This window comes from Corynebacterium sp. 22-2729 (assembly GCF_053479475.1).
The window spans coordinates 87104-104345 of record NZ_JBRBCA010000003.1 but is presented as its reverse complement, the minus strand read 5'-3'; the positions used below and the strand labels follow the sequence as shown (position 1 = coordinate 104345).

At 59.9% G+C, this 17242-nt stretch carries 12 protein-coding genes; 4 read left to right on the top strand and 8 right to left on the bottom strand.

Annotated elements, in window-relative coordinates:
* Positions 1-3 precede the first annotated feature (3 nt).
* The 4 genes from ACUY2T_RS03135 to ACUY2T_RS03120 all read right to left on the bottom strand — a co-directional run bounded on the left by ACUY2T_RS03135 (position 4) and on the right by ACUY2T_RS03120 (position 4620).
* Positions 4-969: a cation diffusion facilitator family transporter gene (locus ACUY2T_RS03135; protein ID WP_448307537.1), complete on the bottom strand. Its 966-nt coding sequence runs from the start codon at positions 967-969 to the stop codon at positions 4-6.
* 97 nt (positions 970-1066) lie between these two features.
* Positions 1067-2083 carry a ketol-acid reductoisomerase gene (gene ilvC, locus ACUY2T_RS03130; RefSeq protein ID WP_448307536.1) on the bottom strand — a complete coding sequence of 339 codons (1017 nt, stop codon included), beginning with the start codon at positions 2081-2083 and terminating at the stop codon, positions 1067-1069.
* A 156-nt stretch (positions 2084-2239) separates the two neighbouring features.
* Complete coding sequence (ilvN, locus tag ACUY2T_RS03125; RefSeq protein ID WP_448307535.1) at positions 2240-2758, bottom strand: acetolactate synthase small subunit; 519 nt, start codon at positions 2756-2758, stop codon at positions 2240-2242.
* Positions 2758-4620: an acetolactate synthase large subunit gene (locus tag ACUY2T_RS03120; protein ID WP_448307534.1), complete on the bottom strand. Its 1863-nt coding sequence runs from the start codon at positions 4618-4620 to the stop codon at positions 2758-2760. The genes ilvN and ACUY2T_RS03120 overlap by 1 nt, the downstream gene beginning before the upstream one ends.
* Positions 4621-5132: 512 nt before the next feature.
* On the opposite strand from ACUY2T_RS03120, the gene ACUY2T_RS03115 reads away from it, so the two are divergent.
* The 4 genes from ACUY2T_RS03115 (at position 5133) to ACUY2T_RS03100 (ending at position 11996) form a co-directional block, all read left to right on the top strand.
* Complete coding sequence (locus tag ACUY2T_RS03115; RefSeq protein ID WP_448307533.1) at positions 5133-6899, top strand: mechanosensitive ion channel family protein; 1767 nt, start codon at positions 5133-5135, stop codon at positions 6897-6899.
* Positions 6900-6912: 13 nt separating this feature from the next.
* On the top strand, positions 6913-7494 hold the full coding sequence (locus ACUY2T_RS03110) for a PH domain-containing protein (RefSeq protein ID WP_448307532.1): 582 nt from the start codon (positions 6913-6915) through the stop codon (positions 7492-7494).
* Positions 7495-7589: 95 nt separating this feature from the next.
* Complete coding sequence (gene ilvD, locus ACUY2T_RS03105) at positions 7590-9437, top strand: dihydroxy-acid dehydratase (RefSeq protein WP_293789872.1); 1848 nt, start codon at positions 7590-7592, stop codon at positions 9435-9437.
* A 105-nt stretch (positions 9438-9542) separates the two neighbouring features.
* Entirely contained in the window at positions 9543-11996 is a 2454-nt protein-coding gene (locus ACUY2T_RS03100; RefSeq protein WP_448307604.1) for an ATP-binding cassette domain-containing protein, read from the top strand.
* 19 nt (positions 11997-12015) lie between these two features.
* On the opposite strand, the gene ACUY2T_RS03095 is transcribed toward ACUY2T_RS03100, so the two are convergent.
* The 4 genes from ACUY2T_RS03095 to ACUY2T_RS03080 form a co-directional block, all read right to left on the bottom strand.
* Positions 12016-13272: a DoxX family protein gene (locus ACUY2T_RS03095; RefSeq protein ID WP_448307531.1), complete on the bottom strand. Its 1257-nt coding sequence runs from the start codon at positions 13270-13272 to the stop codon at positions 12016-12018.
* 94 nt (positions 13273-13366) lie between these two features.
* Positions 13367-14884 carry an Asp-tRNA(Asn)/Glu-tRNA(Gln) amidotransferase subunit GatB gene (gatB, locus tag ACUY2T_RS03090; RefSeq protein WP_448307530.1) on the bottom strand — a complete coding sequence of 506 codons (1518 nt, stop codon included), beginning with the start codon at positions 14882-14884 and terminating at the stop codon, positions 13367-13369.
* Between the two features lie 46 nt (positions 14885-14930).
* A complete protein-coding gene (locus ACUY2T_RS03085; RefSeq protein WP_448307529.1) occupies positions 14931-16028 on the bottom strand; it encodes an HNH endonuclease signature motif containing protein in 1098 nt (365 codons plus the stop codon).
* Between the two features lie 166 nt (positions 16029-16194).
* Complete coding sequence (locus tag ACUY2T_RS03080) at positions 16195-17223, bottom strand: ATP-dependent 6-phosphofructokinase (protein WP_293789865.1); 1029 nt, start codon at positions 17221-17223, stop codon at positions 16195-16197.
* Between the last annotated feature and the right edge of the window lie 19 nt (positions 17224-17242).

Genomic DNA, 17242 nt, shown 5'->3' with positions numbered 1-17242 from the left:
CCCTTAGCAGACATTTTGCGGCCCCTCATGGCCTGCGTGTGCGGCACGCTCCACCTGAATGGTGGCGTGCGCAATCCCCCACTCCTGTAATTCCTGCTGTGCCGCGCACAGCACCGAAGCTGGGTCACAGCCGTCCGGAACCACAAGGTGCACTGAGGCTAGAGCGCTTGTGCCATCCAGCGACCACAAGTGCAGGTCGTGCACGTCCAGCACGTTGTCGACCTGCCGCAGCAAAGCGTCGATCTCAGCGGGTTGATACCCCGGAGGAGCTTGCTCGAGCAAAATGCGTAGGGCCTGCATCATCAGCTGCCAAGCCCGCGGCAGTACCAGCGCAGCGATTACCAGCGAAGCAATAACGTCGGCATATTGCCAGCCGGTCACGATAATCACACCGCCAGCCACAAGCACCGCGACGGATCCCAACATGTCCGCCAACACATGCAGGAATGCACCTTGCACATTGACAGAGTGATCCCGTTGGCGATTCAAAACCCACGCGGAGATCGCGTTGGCCAGAAGACCGATCACGGCGATAATCATCATCGGACCGGCCATAATCTCAACCGGCTGGTGGAGCCGCTGGAACGCCTCAACCACAATCCAGATTGAAATCCCCAACACAGTCACCGCATTAACGAGTGCGGCGACCACTTCTACCCGTCGATAGCCGAATGTCGCCTGCACTGTAGCAGCTCGACGGCCGATAAAAATGGCTACGACGGCAATAATCAGCCCGGCAGCGTCCGACAGCATGTGCATAGCATCGGCGAGCAGCGCGACGGAGCCGGTAATCAGGCCACCAATCAACTCTGCAAAGAAGACTGTGCCAGTGACTCCGAGAACGATAAGCAACGCGCGCAGCGGAGAACTCGTCGGAACATAGTGCGAATACGCAGAACCGTGGCGGTGTTCATCGACACCACCACGGTTCTGCGGTTGTTGTTGAGCTGCACTTGCTGGAGCGTTCATGCCCTCACTTTAAGCAACTTCAACCTTATTGACAACTTATTGAAAATGGGGACTGGGAGCGCGCAGCTTTTAGGGAAGCCTGTTTGGGCAGGCTGCCCTACGCAGTCTCGGCGCGAGCGTCGACCTTAACCCAGCTCATCAGGTCGCGAAGCTTAGCGCCAGTCTGCTCGATCTGGTGATCATTGTAGGAAGCACGCAGCTCCTCCAGCTCCTTGTTGCCACCCTCGACGTTGGCAACCAGGCGCTTGGTGAAAGTTCCGTCCTGAATGTCGGACAGAATGTCCTTCATGCGCTTCTTGGTATCCGCGTCGATGACGCGCGGACCGGACAGGTAGCCACCGAACTCTGCCGTGTCAGACACGGAGTAGTTCATGTTGCCGATGCCGCCCTCGAACATCAGATCCACGATCAGCTTCATCTCGTGCAGGCACTCGAAGTAGGCCATCTCCGGCTCGTAGCCAGCCTCGACCAGAACTTCGAAACCGGTCTTGACCAGTTCCTCGGTGCCACCACACAGAACGGCCTGCTCGCCGAACAGGTCGGTAACGGTCTCCGCCTCGAAGGTCGTCGGGATCACGCCGGCGCGCGCACCGCCGATAGCAGCAGCGTAGGACAGCGCCAGGTCGCGACCATTGCTCTTCGGATCTTGCTCCACGGCGATGAGGCAAGGAACACCCTTACCATCAACGAACTGACGGCGAACCAGGTGACCCGGCCCCTTCGGCGCAACCATGCCGATGATGATGTTCTCAGCCGGTTCGATCAGCTTGAAGTGAATATTCAGGCCGTGTCCGAAGAACAGTGCATCACCGTCATTCAGGTTCGGCTCGATGTCCTCGGTGAAGATCTTCGCCTGGGAGGTGTCCGGAGCCAGCAGCATGATCACGTCGGCCCACTTTGCAGCCTCTGCGTTGGTCTTCACAGTGAAGCCAGCCTCTTCCGCCTTTGCACGGGACTTGGAGCCCTCACGTAGGCCGATAACAACCTCCACGCCGGACTCGCGCAGGTTCTGCGCGTGTGCGTGGCCCTGGGAGCCGTAGCCGATGATGGCTACTTTGCGACCCTGGATGATCGACAGATCAGCGTCGTCGTCGTACAAAACATCAATTGCCATAGGGAGCATCCTTTCGTTGACTATCTACATTTATAGCAGACTTTATTTCATTTAGTGAGACTTTTGTGTCCACATAGTGAACCCTGTTGGCTTCTTGCCCTCTTTCGTAGGTAGTGACGCCCACCCGGCTGCAAGCTGAAGGCGTCACCAAAGAACCTAAAGATTCGCCGGATACATGGCACGAGGGCCACGGCTAATCGCAGTCGGTGAGGCTTCAACCAACTCGCGAATGCCGAACGGTTCCAGAACATCCAGCAAAGCCCGCAACTTCGACGGCGTACCGGTGCACTCAATGATGACCGACTCCGGGCCGACGTCCACGACATGGGCACGGAATAGCTTGGCGGACTCCACAACCTGGGTGCGGTTCGAGTTGTCTGCGGAAACCTTCACCATCATCAAGCCGCGGGAGACGATTACCTCCGGATCATGACGGGTGACTTTAATAACGGGGATCAGCTTGTTCAGTTGCTTCGTGATCTGCTCGACCACATGATCCTCACCTTCGACAATGATGGTGATGCGGTTGATACCCTCCACTTCCGTGCGCCCCGAGCTGATCGAGATGATGCTGAACGCACGGCGGGTGAACATGCCGGAGATTCGCGAGACGATACCGTCAACGTCCTCACACAGGACGGACAGAGTGTGGACCTGTTCCTTACTCGTGCTCATTAGTCTTCCTCACCTTCCTGGGTGATCTCGTGGATCTCCGCGGGCTCTTCCGCCGCCGAGGATTCCTCGTCGAACAACGGTCGCAGGTTGCGCGCGTACTGGATTTCTTCGTTGGACGTGCCGGCGGCGACCATTGGCCACACCTGCGCGTCCTCGCCAACGATGAAGTCGATGACGACCGGGCGGTCGTTGATTTCCTCCGCCTTACGGATGGTCGGCTCCACGTCTTCTGGCTTCGTGACGCGGAATGCCGCGCAGCCCATGGACTCCGCCAGCATGAGGAAGTCCGGCAGGTACGTCTCCCCCGGCTTCAGGTTGGTGTGGGAGTAGTGCTGGTCATAGAACAGCGTCTGCCACTGACGCACCATGCCGAGGTTTCCGTTGTTTATAAGAGCAACCTTGATGGGCAGTTTCTCCACCGCGCAGGTAACGAGCTCTTGGTTGGTCATCTGGAAGCAGCCATCACCGTCGATGGCCCAAACGGAGGTATCTGGCTTGCCGGCCTTCGCACCCATGGCCGCGGGCACGGAGTAGCCCATTGTGCCGAGGCCACCGGAGTTCAGCCAGGTGCGAGGATTCTCGTAGTCGACGAACTGCGCAGCCCACATCTGGTGCTGCCCCACGCCGGCAACATAGATAGCTTCCGGCCCGACGGTCTTCGACAGCGTTTCAATCACATACTGCGGAGCGAGCTTGCCATTGGGCTGCTCATCATAGCCGCGGGGGAAGTCCTGCTTCAGCTTGCGCAGGTAGTTCAGCCAGCCCGCGGTAGCGGGCTTCTTCAGGTCCAGGTTACGCATCGCCTGATGGAGAGCTGCAAGTACTTCCCTAGCGTCTCCGACAATCGGCACATTAGCTTCGCGGATCTTGCCGATCTCTGCCGGGTCGATGTCGGCGTGGATGACTTTCGCATCGGGCGCGAAACTCTCCACGTGACCGGTGACGCGATCGTCGAAGCGGGCGCCGATGGTGATCAGCAGGTCGGAACGCTGCAGCGCTGCCACCGCCGGAACACTTCCGTGCATGCCCGGCATGCCCATGTACAGCGGGTGCGAGGCCGGGAAGCTACCCAGTGCCATAAGAGTCGTGACGACTGGGATGTCGTTCGCCTCTGCAAATTCCAGCAGCTCCGCGTGAGCCTCTGCCTTAATGACGCCACCGCCGATGTACAGCGTCGGGCGCTTTGCAGCGCTGATCATCCGTACAGCTTCCTCGATCTGCCGCGGGTGCGGGCTGGTGACTGGCCGGTAGCCGGGCAGCTCATACGTCGGTGGCCAGCTGAAATCTAATTCTGCATTCTGCACATCCTTTGGGATATCCACCAACACCGCACCCGGGCGGCCAGTGGAGGCTACATGGAAGGCCTCCGCGATGGCGCCAGGGATGTCCTCCGGGCGAGTCACCATGAAGTTGTGCTTGGTGATCGGCATGGTGACGCCGCGAATATCTGCCTCCTGGAAGGCGTCAGTACCCAGCAGCCCCTTTCCCACCTGGCCGGTGATCGCAACCAGGGGAACGGAGTCCATGTTGGCGTCAGCGATGGGGGTTACCAGGTTCGTCGCACCCGGCCCGGACGTTGCGATGCACACGCCCACCCGGCCGGTAGCCTGCGCGTAGCCGGTGGCAGCGTGACCAGCGCCCTGCTCGTGGCGAACGAGGATGTGGTTCAGCTTTTCGGAGTCGTAAAGAGCCTCGTAGAGCGGCAGCACGGCGCCGCCAGGCAGGCCGAATACTACGTCGGCGCCTAGCTCTTCTAGCGAGCGCACCACGGCCTGTGCGCCGTTAATTCGCTCCGGCTGCTTGCCGCGGGGGTGCTTCGCCAAGGTGGCGGGGCTGGGTTGCGAGCGTGATGTGTGTGTCACGTTTTCCTTCGCTCCTTGAGTCCTTGAGTCCGTCCTGCCTTCAATTCTTTGCCCTTAGCTCCCGGAACGGTTGGCGCAACTCTGGGTCGCCTACCGCCTCTAGGAAGCGAAAAGCCGAAAATCTTCGGTGTGGAATCGCTTGTTCGGTTTGGATGTATGTCCTCCACACAACAAACAACAAAAGCCCCCAAGCAGCCGACCCTGTGAGTCGGTTGTCGGGGGCGCCGTGTCGAGCTCGACGAGGAAGCTAGTGGCGCCCCTCGATAATGAGTACTCGTACTAGTTGCGTGGATTTCATGGCTCTAAATATAGCGCTTTCCAGCAAGGCAGTCAAGCGTTTGACCACATGTTTCTCAAAGTATGGCGCCGTGATCTCACATATTGAACATCCTAAAACCGCCCCCGACCTGTGTTTCCCGGCGCCACACGGCCGGCCGATCTCAAGCCAAAAACCGGCCTTTTGCCGACGACTGCCAGCTTCCCAACAGGTTCCCTGACTACGGTGGAATACCATGTTGAAGTTCTATGCTTTCCAACTCTGGGAATGGCTAGTCGTTCACGGCATTCCTTTGAGCGCATTAATAATTATCGCAATTTTGATCCCGCGCTTGGGTCGTTTGGCGATTCGCATTGTTAGCAGTCGATTTGACGAGGGCGAAGAGGCCACCAAGTCGCGCCTAGCTCTCGTCGGCGCACTGGTCTACGTATTGCAGGCAATTGCGTATTTCGCAATCATCATGCTCGGGCTAACCAATCTCGGCGTACCCGCAATGGGCGCCGCACTGCCAGCAACGGTGGTGTCGGCTGCTATTGGTTTCGGTGCACAGAACGTGATTGGCGATTTCCTCGCAGGCTTCTTCATCATCTCCGAGCGTCAATTCGGTGTGGGCGACTTCGTCGCCTTCGACGGAACATCCAGCAACATTTCCGGCACCGTCGTCGGGCTGACATTGCGTGCCACGAAGGTTCGCACGGCTTCCGGCGAGGTCGTAACCATCCCCAACGGCTCAGCCGGTGTAATTACCAACTACTCCCAAGACTGGTCGCGCGCGGTAGTCGACCTGGCCGTTCCTCTGCAGCCGGGCGAGTCCATGTCGAAGCTAACGCAGCGCGTCGAAACGACTGCAGGTCGCGCTTTGGAAGACGAATCGATCGCCGACGACGTGACGGGCGAATTAGAAGTTTTGCCTGCCACGGATATTGTCGCCCCCACCGCTGCTGGGCAGCCGTGGCAGGTGAACTTTCGTGTGATGGTCGTTGTGAACCCAGCGCGCCAATGGGCAGTGGAACGTGTTCTGCGGTCGGCGCTGGTCAACGTGTTCTGGGATCGCTACGACATGCCACGGGCGTTCCTCGGCGGTGCTGAAACTCCCTCTACCGACCCCCGTAAGGCCGTAGCGGCAGAGCACGCGCTGGCTCCCACGGAAGTCTTGCCCACTCAGCATTCCCATGCAGCCGCAAGCGACGCGGCTAAGGCAGAGCAAGGATCTACTCCATCCACAGTTGATAACCCGCTTCATCCCGCTTCGAAGGACGATGGTCCGGGAGTCAAGCCACTTGATAGCGACGGTACCGTTGGCCGTACGCGAGGCGCACACGCTGGCCAGGTCACCTCGGACGGAACAGTCGCTGATACAGCCGCTAAAGGCAGCACACATGATGCGGACATTGCAGCCGAGTCAATCGAAGATAAGACAGGCGACGAAGAGTCGGCCGAGTTCGAGGGCATTTGGCGCAACGCTGAGTACAAGTCAAAGTTCAAGAAGCTAATGAGCATAGGAGGCCGTACCCGCCCATCAACAACGGGTCTGATCTTGGCGCTGCTCCTGGTCGGCGGGTTGGCCTTGGCGTCGTCCAACCCGGAGGGTGGCGACACCGGATGGCTTTCCCCGGATTATTGGCGCGATCGCCAACCCAAGAGCGAATCGACAGTGGATCCAAAGGCAAATGAGACGTCCGACTCCGATGCAACGGGCGAGAGCGCAACCGCCGATAACGCAACAGAAAGCAATGCCACGGACGGAAATGTCGCGGACAGCAGCGTGACAGACCGCAATGTGACAGACGGCAATGCCAACGAAAACAACTCCGAAGCAGGCGGAAACAGTCAAAGTGTAGACGGCGGCTCCTCCGGAAGCACCGCCGAAACATCCGCTGGTAATCCCAATAGACAAAACGGACAGGCGCGCACGAGTGCGCCTGCTAATGGCGGTCAAAGCGCAACGCAAAACCCTAATGCGCAGAACGAGCCCAATGCGACCGACACCACCCGCGGCTGATTAAATGACATACATGAGCTCGAAGGTTTTCCATCCCAGCCGTGAACACATCCTCGGCGGGATCGTTATGTTCTTGATCTGCCTACTTTTCACGGGCTATAAGGTCGCCTGGTTTTTCTGGGTTCCACTGGTGCCGCTAGTGTTTATTCTGTGGACTTTGCGAGTGCGCACCACCGTCACCGACAAAGCCATCACCACGCGCTACCTCTTCCGCGCAGGCAAAACCATGCAGTGGGAAGACTTCCGGGCGCTGCGCTTTAACCGAGCCGGACGCGCCTACGCAGTGGACAAGCAGGAAAATAGCTTCTGGCTTCCCGGCATTACTTTCAACTCCCTTATCGACCTACACAAGGTAAGTGGCGGACGTATCCCCGACCCTGTCACCCCAGCACGCGAAGCGACGGAGGACAAGGTTCAGGTGGTCAACAAGGACGGATACGCCGTTCTCATGGACAAGGACGAGTACAAGGAGTACGAAAAGCAGCGCCGCCGCGAAGCGGGAGTGGAAACAGAAGCTGAAGTACCGGAAGGCAGCTCCAAGCAAGGAAACGCCGAGCGGGGAAACGCCGAGCGCAACACTGAAACTAGCGAATAGCGCAAACCAAAATCAGCAGTTGCGCACGGTGGCCAGTCGAAAACTGCTAAAAACAGAACAGACCTTCAACGACGAAGACGAGAACCGAGAACAGCATGAATGCCATCCCCTTGAGATCCACCGTCACCACCCAAGGCCGTAACGCCGCAGGCGCTCGCGCCCTATGGCGTGCCACAGGCATGACGGACAAGGACTTCGAGAAGCCCATCATCGCCATCGCGAACTCTTACACACAATTTGTCCCGGGGCACGTGCACCTGAAAGACGTTGGCGAAATCGTCGCCGACGCCATCCGCGAGGCAGGCGGTGTGCCCCGCGAGTTCAACACCATTGCCGTAGACGATGGCATTGCCATGGGGCACGCGGGCATGCTCTATTCGCTGCCAAGCCGCGAAGTGATTTCTGATGCCGTGGAGTACATGGTCAACGGCCACGCAGCCGATGCGTTAGTTTGCATCTCCAACTGCGACAAGATCACACCCGGCATGCTGAACGCCGCCATGCGTCTGAACATCCCGGTGGTTTTCGTTTCCGGTGGGCCGATGGAGGCAGGCAAGGCGGTGGCTGTCGATGGCGTCGTGCAAGCTCCGACGGATCTCATTACCGCCATCTCGGCCTCTGCTTCCGACAAGGTTGATGCGCAGTCTCTGTTGGAAGTTGAGTCCGCCGCCTGCCCGACGTGTGGATCCTGCTCCGGCATGTTCACCGCCAACTCGATGAACTGCCTGACCGAGGCACTGGGGCTTTCGCTACCGGGCAATGGTTCCACGCTGGCTACCCACGCCAAGCGCCGTGATCTGTTCACCAAGGCTGGCACGACCATCGTCGAACTCTGCCGCCGCTACTACGGCGAAGGTGACGCCTCCGTCCTGCCGCGCAACATTGCGACTCGCGAAGCGTTTGAAAATGCCATGGCACTGGACATGGCAATGGGCGGATCTTCGAACACCGTGTTGCACATCTTGGCAGCTGCCCAGGAGGGCGAAGTTGATTTCGACCTCCACTCCATCGACCAGCTTTCCCGCGAGGTTCCCTGCCTGTCGAAGGTTTCCCCGAACTCCGATTACCACATGGAGGACGTCCACCGCGGAGGCGGAATCCCCGCCATTCTGGGCGAGCTCTATCGTGCCGGCAAACTGAACGAAGGCGTCCACTCCGTCCACTCCGCCACGCTGAAGGAGTGGCTGCTGGCCTGGGATATCCGCTCTGGCGCCGCCACAGAAGAAGCCATCGAGTTGTTCCATGCTGCCCCCGGTGGGGTCCGCACGACCGAGCCATTCAGCACAGAGAACCGTTGGTCCAGCCTGGATACCGACGCAGAAGGTGGCGTCATCCGCGATGTAGAGCACGCATACACCACGGACGGCGGATTGGTTATCCTGCGCGGCAACCTCGCCGAAGACGGTGCTGTGATCAAGTCCGCGGGTGTTGACCCGTCAATCTGGCACTTTGAAGGCACCGCGCTGGTTGTTGAATCTCAAGAAGAAGCCGTACGTGTGATCCTGGACAAGAAGGTCAAGCCCGGACACGTGGTAGTCGTCCGCTATGAGGGGCCTGCCGGTGGGCCGGGAATGCAAGAGATGCTGCACCCGACTGCGTTCCTCAAGGGCGCTGGCCTGGGCAAGGAATGTGCACTGATCACCGACGGACGCTTCTCCGGTGGTACGTCTGGCCTGTCCGTCGGCCACATCTCCCCCGAGGCTGCGCACGGCGGTCTGATCGGTCTGGTTCGCGATGGCGATCCCATCACGATCGACGTCCACGAACGTCGCCTCGAGTTAAACATCTCCGACGCTGAGATCGAGCAGCGCCGTGCCGAGATGGAGGCCTCCGACAAGCCCTGGACCCCCACCACCCGCCAGCGAAAGGTCACCAAGGCACTGCGCGCGTATGCCGCCATGGCAACTTCCGCAGACCGCGGAGCCGTCCGCGAAGTCAGGTAGTGCCCTGCCGGCAGCCATTGCGCCGTCCGTAGACTGGGAAGCATGCAAGATTCCACCTCCCAGTCCCCCGCACACAACGCAACAGATGGTGGCAGCACGGATGGCATGATCCGCGTCCGCGACGCGCACCTGCGAAATCTCAAACATCAGAACGTTGAGCTTCCGCGCAATGCGCTTGTGGCAGTGACGGGTGTTTCTGGATCGGGGAAATCTTCACTTGCGTTTGGAACGCTGCATGGGGAGGCACAGCGCCGGTATCTGGAGTCGGTCGCACCGTTCGCACGGAGGTTGATCGGTGGAGCCGTGGACCCGCGGGTCGGTTCCGTGGAGGGGCTACCACCGACGGTCGCTTTGCAACAAGGCGCATCCGCGGGAGGGGCGCGCTCGACGGTAGGAACGGTATCGAACCTGTCGAATACGATCCGTCTGCTGTACTCCCGATGCGGGGAGTATCCGTCGACGTTGCGGAAGCACCGTGGCCGGCTGGATTCTGATTGCTTCTCTCCTAACACCACGGTCGGTATGTGTCCGGAGTGCCAAGGCACTGGAGTGGTGCATGAGCCGACGGAGGAATCGATGGTTCCGGATCCGTCGCTCAGCATCGACGAGGGCGCCATCGCAGCCTGGCCGGGTGCCTGGTTGGGTAAGAACTTCCACGATATCGTGGCGGAACTTGGATTTCCGATGGATATTCCCTGGCGTGACATCCCGCGTGCCGACCGAGATTGGATTCTCTTCACCGATGAGCGCCCCGTCGTGACAATCCATCCACATCGCGGGGCGGATCAGATTCAGCGAACATATGAAGGCACCTGGCGTTCGGTGGCCTCCTATCTGCGGAAGACATTGGCCGAAACAGGATCCGATTCCACGCGCCGGCGGGTGCTATCGTTTATGCGCTCGTCACGCTGCGGCACTTGCAAAGGGCGTCGGCTAAATACCGAGGCGCTTTCCGTTAACTATCTCGACTACCCCATCGATAGCCTCGGAGCGCTTCCTTTAGAGGAGGTGGTAGAGCATTTCATAGAGCGTCGAGCCGACCTCCCAAACACATCCGAATCCCTCAACGGCGCAGCCGCTGAAGCCGAGAGGATCCTGCTGGATCAGGCAATTCCCACATTACAGTCGGTGGTGGATTTGGGGCTCGGACATCTCAGCCTAGACCGAGCAACGGCGACGCTGTCAGCGGGTGAGCTGCAGCGACTGCGATTGGCGTCTCAATTGCGCTCGGGACTCTTCGGCGTGGCCTATGTACTGGATGAGCCCTCTGCGGGGCTGCACCCCGAAGAACGCCGCGCAGTGTCGAAACTTATCCGCAGGTTCCTGGACGCGGGCAACAGTGTCCTTCTCGTCGAGCACGATATGCACCTAGTTGCAGAAGCCGACTGGGTTGTCGACGTCGGTCCTGGCGCGGGCGAACTCGGCGGCGAGGTGCTCTACTCCGGCCCCGTCAGTCCTACAACGGGACAGCGCGGACTGGCCGAGATGGATTGCCCCACCGGACGAGCGCTCTCCGCCGGGCCTTTGGAGCTGACCAGCGACTCTAAGGCTCGCACCCCTTCCGGGTCGCTCGTACTCCGGGACATCAACCAGCGCACCCTGGACAACCTCACCGTGACTATCGGCCTCGGCACGTTCACCGCGTTCACGGGCGTATCCGGTTCCGGCAAATCCACCCTCCTCCAGGTTCTCGCCAGTACTCTACGCGAACAAGTCAAGACTGCCGTGAACGATGGAGACGTGGAATCGAAGGGCAAGAACAGTAGTGGTGAAAACCATGGTGTCGACCGGCTAGTACAAATCTCTCAGAAGCCCATCGGCAGGACTCCTCGCTCTTGCCTTGCAACCTATACCGGGCTATTCGACCGCGTTCGGAAATTGTTCTCCCAGACCCGCGAGGCGAAGCAGCGCGGGTGGACCGTCTCCCGATTCTCCTACAACGTCACCCAAGGGAGGTGCCCGACTTGCAGCGGCGAAGGGCAGATCGAGATCGAGTTGGTCTTCCTGCCCGGCAGCTATGCTCCTTGTCCAGACTGCCACGGTGCACGATACAACGCGGAGACACTCGAAGTGACGTGGAACGGGAGGACGATCGCGGATGTACTGGGGCTGACGGTCGCCGAAGCCAAAGACGTTTTCGCGAACGAAGAGCCGATCGCTCGCGCTTTGCAAGCGCTATCTGCTGTGGGTTTGGATTATTTGCGGCTCGGCCAGCCGGCGACGGAGCTATCCGGTGGCGAAGCTCAACGGATCAAGCTGGCGACCGAGCTGCAGCGTGCGCAGCGTGGGCACACCGTGTATCTCATGGACGAACCGACCACTGGATTGCACCCCGCGGACGTAGACCTGCTGGTGGCAGAGATGCAGCGCTTAGTCGACAACGGGAACACGGTGGTGATTGTGGAACACGACATGCGCGTTGTCGCCCAGGCAGACCGAGTGATTGAAATGGGACCAGGTGCAGGCACGCGCGGAGGGCAAGTTGTGGCAGATGGAAGCCCCGCCGCAGTGGCCCAAACGGACACCGCGACGGGGCGGATACTGGCCGAGCGCAGTTGAGTGCTACGACGAATGTTCCCTAGTTGAACGGGTTACCTCCGCCGACTGCGAGCCAGAGACCAGCAGTCGCCGCCACTGCAACCACGAAGAAGATCCACGCCGAGGCTAGTGGACGAGTTGCCCATCCTCGGCTGCGATCAAGACTGATACGGCCAGGGCCGACGAAAATAAGGCTGATCGAAACCACTGTCAGAACGACCCATAGCTGGATATAAGGGCTCATTCCATATGGCCAAAGGGAGCCTTGGAAGTTGTTGAGGTTGTGGAATGCCATGAAACCTGCAACCACCGTAGCCAGCGCCGCACCGAACGGTGTGAGTAGACCAAGCAACAGCAGTCCACCGGCTACAACCTGCGCTACTGGGATGCCGATAGCCAGGATGTCCGCGAAGTTGTAGTTCTCCAGCTGGGTCTGGAAGACATCCACGCCGGGGTCTCCGCCGAAGGAGAATAGCGTCTGCAGTCCACGAACTAGCAGGTATGCGCCTAACGCTGCCCGCAGCACGAAGAGGCCAAAGCTTGTGGTTCCGCGCTTCGCGGTTGCAGAAGCGTCTTCCGTGGGCGTCCCCACAGTGTCACCTGTCTCTGCGGTGTTCTGCGTTCCAACCGCTGCCGGTGCCCCAACGGCTGCGGGCGCCACAACAGTCTCAGGCGCAGTAGTGCTCTCTGGAGCAGCTGCGGTCTCAGGCGCAGCAACTGCGGATCTCTCCGTTTCCGCGGGTGCGACGCCGGCCTCTAGTGGGCGCTTCTCCTCAGGCAAGGACTGGTCGCTAGCTCCCGAATCTGGATACTGCGCAACGTCGGAATCATCGATCTTGTCCCAGCGATCCTCCGCAGTCGTACTAGCGGCGCCAGTGGCGCTTGCCGCGCCAGCTGTGCCGGCTGCCGTGGATTTGGTGGGAGCGTCAAGGTTAGTCAGATCTACGTCAGAATCCTTGGACTCAGCGGGAGTAGGTTCCGCTGCCCTGCTCTCAATTCGCTGGGGCCGGGCGCGACCAGCCAAGGCGTAGATATCCCGCTTCGCGGGTTTAGGCTTACCTTCCGCGGCTGATTCTGGAGCTGGCGCAGCCTCAGCTCCGGGCTCGTCCTCAACTTCGCTCGGCTTCTCAATTTTCGTCGAACCGACTGAGGGCTCGTCCACAGCAGGCTCCTCAGCGGCGGGCTCATTCGCTTCACGACGGTAGACCGGCACGTCGATGTCATTGTGCATGTCATCCGCCAGATCGTCATCTGGACTAGTGGGCCTAGGGTTGTTTGGCTTCGCGTTGTTATTCACGCCACCCAGACTATTCCGACCTTTAGAGCTTGTGGGGGAGGTCACTCGGCATGTCTCGGACGCTTAAATAGCAGCAGCCCGCTTTGCTGCCCCTTTAGCTGAGCTTCTTGGCAATAAGTTGGTTCACCTGAGCAGGGTCAGCCTTGCCCTTAGTGGCCTTCATCACGGCGCCGACAATCGCACCAGTGACCTTCTTGTTGCCTGCGCGGTATTTCTCCACGATGTCGGGGTTGGCAGCAAGTGCCTCATCGACGGCAGCTTCGATGGCGCCGTCATCGCGGACAACTTCCAAACCACGAGCGTTTACGACCTCATCGACGTCGCCTTCACCGGCTAGTACGCCGTCCACGGCCTGGCGCGCAAGCTTGGTGGTCAGCTTGCCCTCATTTACCAATGACGCCACCCGCGCCACCTGGGCTGGCGTGATGTCTAGCGCAGACAGTTCCACGCCCTGTTCGTTTGCCTTTCCTGCGAGGTAGGAGACCCACCAGGAACGCGCCTCATCGGGCTTGGCTCCCGCTTCGACGGTGTCGATGACGAGATCGAGGGCACCGGCGTTGACCAGGTCTCGCATCTCTTCGTCCTTCAGTCCCCATTCCTTTTGAATGCGAGCACGGCGAATCCACGGCATTTCCGGCAGGGTGGAGCGAATCTCCTCCACCCATTCGGCGGGCGCCAGTACGGGTGGTAGATCCGGGTCGTTGAAGTAGCGATAATCCGCCATGGTCTCCTTCGGGCGACCCTTGGAGGTGGTTCCGTCGGTTTCCTGGTAGTGGCGGGTTTCCTGCACGATCTCCACGTCGTTGACAAGGCATGCTGCCTGACGCTGCATTTCAAAGCGCACTGCCTGCTCAACGGACTTCAGGGAGTTGATGTTCTTCGTCTCGGTGCGCGTGCCATATTCAGTGGTTCCCACGGGGCGCAGCGACAGGTTCGAGTCGACGCGCATGGAGCCCTGGTCCATGCGCGCGTCGGAGACACCCAGGGCCTTCACGAGATCGCGCAGCGCAGAGACGTATGCCTTCGCAACCTCGGGAGCGCGTTCGCCGGCGCCTTCGATCGGCTTGGTCACGATCTCAATCAGCGGCACTCCGGCGCGGTTGCAGTCTACGAGGGAGGCGGTTGCGCCATGGATGCGACCGTCGGCACCGCCGAGGTGCGTCAGCTTGCCGGTGTCCTCCTCCATGTGAGCGCGTTCAATCTCCACGCGCCATTCGGTTCCGTCTTCCAGGACAACATCCAGGTACCCGTCGTAGGCGATCGGTTCGTCATACTGGGAAATCTGGTAGTTCTTTGGCTGGTCCGGGTAGAAGTAGTTCTTCCGTGCGAAGCGGGACTTCGGAGCAATCTTGCAGTTCAGTGCCAGGCCAATCTTGATTGCCCATTCCACGCCCAGCTTGTTCACTACCGGCAGCGCACCCGGCAGGCCAAGGCTGCACGGGTCAACGTTGCTGTTAGGTGCATCGCCGAACTCTGCGGAAGAGGTGGAGAACATCTTCGTCTTCGTTGCGAGTTCGACGTGGACTTCCATGCCCATTACCGGGTCGAAGCGCTCCAGCACTTCGTCGAAGTCCATCACATCATCGGAGTAATCGTAGACAGGCGCAGTCATGCCAGCCATCTTAATACGTCCCCGCTGCTGTGTGTCGTTGGGGTCGCTACCGCTGGGCGTCCTTGGGCGCTGCCCGCCCGGGTGGCAACCAGGTGACGCGTCCGCTTACCCGCGCCATCCTCCCTCGGTTTGGCTGTCCATTTACTCCGTTGTGGTACGGGCATAAGAGCGACATGTTCTCGGGGTTCGTTTCCCCTCCTCGTGCAAATTCCTGAAGGTGGTGTACTTGGCATTCACTCGCAGGACGCCCACACCCCGGCCAGGCACATTGCGTCGTTTCGGCTTCCAGCATTCGGCGCTGCTTTTGTGACGCCAACCGCCTCACCCGATATAGGTTCACCGGTCCTTGCTCCGCCGATATCAGAGTTATGTAATCCCCATTCCTCAATTCAACGCCGTTCATTTCAACGCCGCTCAACTCGGAGGCGCCCAACTCGGCGGCGCTCACTTCAACGGCATGCGGCTCTACCCCACTGGATTCTGCGAAGCGTCGGGCGACGTACTCCGCTCCGGTGAGGACTGCTCCATTGGTCGCACGTAATTCCACTTCATCGCCCTGACCGCTAAGCACCTGCATGTATTCGTCTAGCTCGACGACAACATTGGTGGTCAGCGTGCTGCGCTGAATGGTTCGATTCTCGGTTAACCATGCCAATGGGTCTAGGCGTGCAGACTCCCAAATCTCCGACATTTCGTGTGCCGGTCCGGTGAACTGGATGGTGGTCTTCGTTCCGTGGAGGATGCGACGTCCGCCATCGTCTGGCACTCGTGGCCCTTGCATGCGGCGTCGAAGCTGTGTGGCGCGGCGAGAGATCGCCGTCAGGTCTCCGGCTGTGTTGCACAGTTGCTCCGTGAAGACGTAGCGATGTTTGATACCCAATGTGCGCGCCCGCTCGGCAATGAGCATCAGCACGTCCAGGCCGTGACGATTGCGGCGCGCAGCTTCCAGCGCGCGCTTCTTGTAACGCGAATACGCCGGCCCGGAGAAGTGCTCCGCCGCCCGCGCCACTCTCCTAGCGAGTTCTTTTTCCAAGGGCAGCTGCTCGGCAGGAACGCCAAAGGCTTCGCTCAGCAGATCAGCGCCGTGGCGCTGGGCCGCTGCCACTTGGCGCTGAAGCTCCCCGAGCTGCCGCAGTTTTTCCATAGCGCCAACGCTAAAACATCGCGCCTTTTCTCGCCCCGCCGCAAGAAACTCCCTGTGGATAACTCTCTCCGAAAAAACGGTTTTCCACAGGGAAAACAATTCTCCCTTGACAGGCGCCCGACTCCTATGCCTTGCCGTCCGCTCTAGTGGATGGCGCGGTGTGTCACTACCCGAACAGGGAACGTGCCGTCTCGTAGCGCTTCTCGGGAACTTCCTTCAACGTTCCGACGGCTTCTTCAAAGTCAATCAGATCAATGTCGCCGCCCTTAAGCGCCACGACCTTGCCGAAATCGCCGTTGATTGCAGCCTTGGTGGCGTTCACGGCAAAGCGCGTTGCCAGTACGCGGTCGAACGCAGTGGGCGTACCGCCGCGCTGGATGTGTCCGAGGACGGTGGAACGCACGTCGGTATCCAACCGGTTCTCGATCTCCTTGGCAATCAATGCCGACATGTTCTGGAACTTCTCGTGGCCGAACTGATCCACTTCACGCTCCGCAACCTCCAGGGTGCCTTCCTTCGGCAGCGCTCCCTCGGCGACAACGATGATGCCGTATTTCTCCCCCAGCTGGAAGCGGCGTGCCATGCGACGGCAGACGTCATCAATGTCGAATGGAAACTCCGGAATGAGGATCTCGTGCGCACCGCCGGCCATGCCCGCGTGCAACGCAATCCAGCCAACGTGGCGGCCCATGACCTCCACGATCATCACGCGATCGTGTGATTCAGCGGTAGTGTGTAGGCGATCAATGGCGTCGGTCGCGACGGCGACGGCAGTGTCAAAACCAAAGGTGTAATCCGTGCCGTTGACATCGTTGTCAATGGTTTTCGGCACGCCGATCACCGGGACTCCGTTGTCATGCAGGAAGCGCGCACCCTTTAGGGTTCCCTCGCCACCGATGGGGATCAGAGCGTCGATGCCCGCGTCGGCGAGATTAGCCTTCACGCGGTCGATGCCTGCCATAAAGTCTTTCGGGTGCAGGCGACCGGTACCCAAGATGGTGCCTCCGCGGCGCAGAATACGATCGATGAAATCGTCGTCGTACAACTGCACACGACGATCTTCCAACAGTCCCTGCCAGCCGTCTTCAAAGCCAACGACGGTATGGCCTTCCCCTGCCGCCGTACGCACAATGCCTCGGATGACGGCGTTCAATCCTGGGCAGTCTCCACCACTGGTCAAGGTCGCAATACGCATGCTTCAAAGTTTAGCGATA

Excerpts from the sequence above, each read along its gene's own strand:
- ACUY2T_RS03135 (WP_448307537.1), bottom strand. The coding sequence starts at position 969 with ATGAACGCTCCAGCAAGTGCAGCTCAACAACAACCGCAGAACCGTGGT.
- ilvC (WP_448307536.1), bottom strand. The coding sequence starts at position 2,083 with ATGGCAATTGATGTTTTGTACGACGACGACGCTGATCTGTCGATCATC.
- ilvN (WP_448307535.1), bottom strand. The coding sequence starts at position 2,758 with ATGAGCACGAGTAAGGAACAGGTCCACACTCTGTCCGTCCTGTGTGAG.
- ACUY2T_RS03115 (WP_448307533.1), top strand. The coding sequence starts at position 5,133 with ATGTTGAAGTTCTATGCTTTCCAACTCTGGGAATGGCTAGTCGTTCAC.
- ACUY2T_RS03110 (WP_448307532.1), top strand. The coding sequence starts at position 6,913 with ATGAGCTCGAAGGTTTTCCATCCCAGCCGTGAACACATCCTCGGCGGG.
- ilvD (WP_293789872.1), top strand. The coding sequence starts at position 7,590 with ATGAATGCCATCCCCTTGAGATCCACCGTCACCACCCAAGGCCGTAAC.
- ACUY2T_RS03100 (WP_448307604.1), top strand. The coding sequence starts at position 9,543 with ATGATCCGCGTCCGCGACGCGCACCTGCGAAATCTCAAACATCAGAAC.
- gatB (WP_448307530.1), bottom strand. The coding sequence starts at position 14,884 with ATGACTGCGCCTGTCTACGATTACTCCGATGATGTGATGGACTTCGAC.
- ACUY2T_RS03085 (WP_448307529.1), bottom strand. The coding sequence starts at position 16,028 with ATGGAAAAACTGCGGCAGCTCGGGGAGCTTCAGCGCCAAGTGGCAGCG.
- ACUY2T_RS03080 (WP_293789865.1), bottom strand. The coding sequence starts at position 17,223 with ATGCGTATTGCGACCTTGACCAGTGGTGGAGACTGCCCAGGATTGAAC.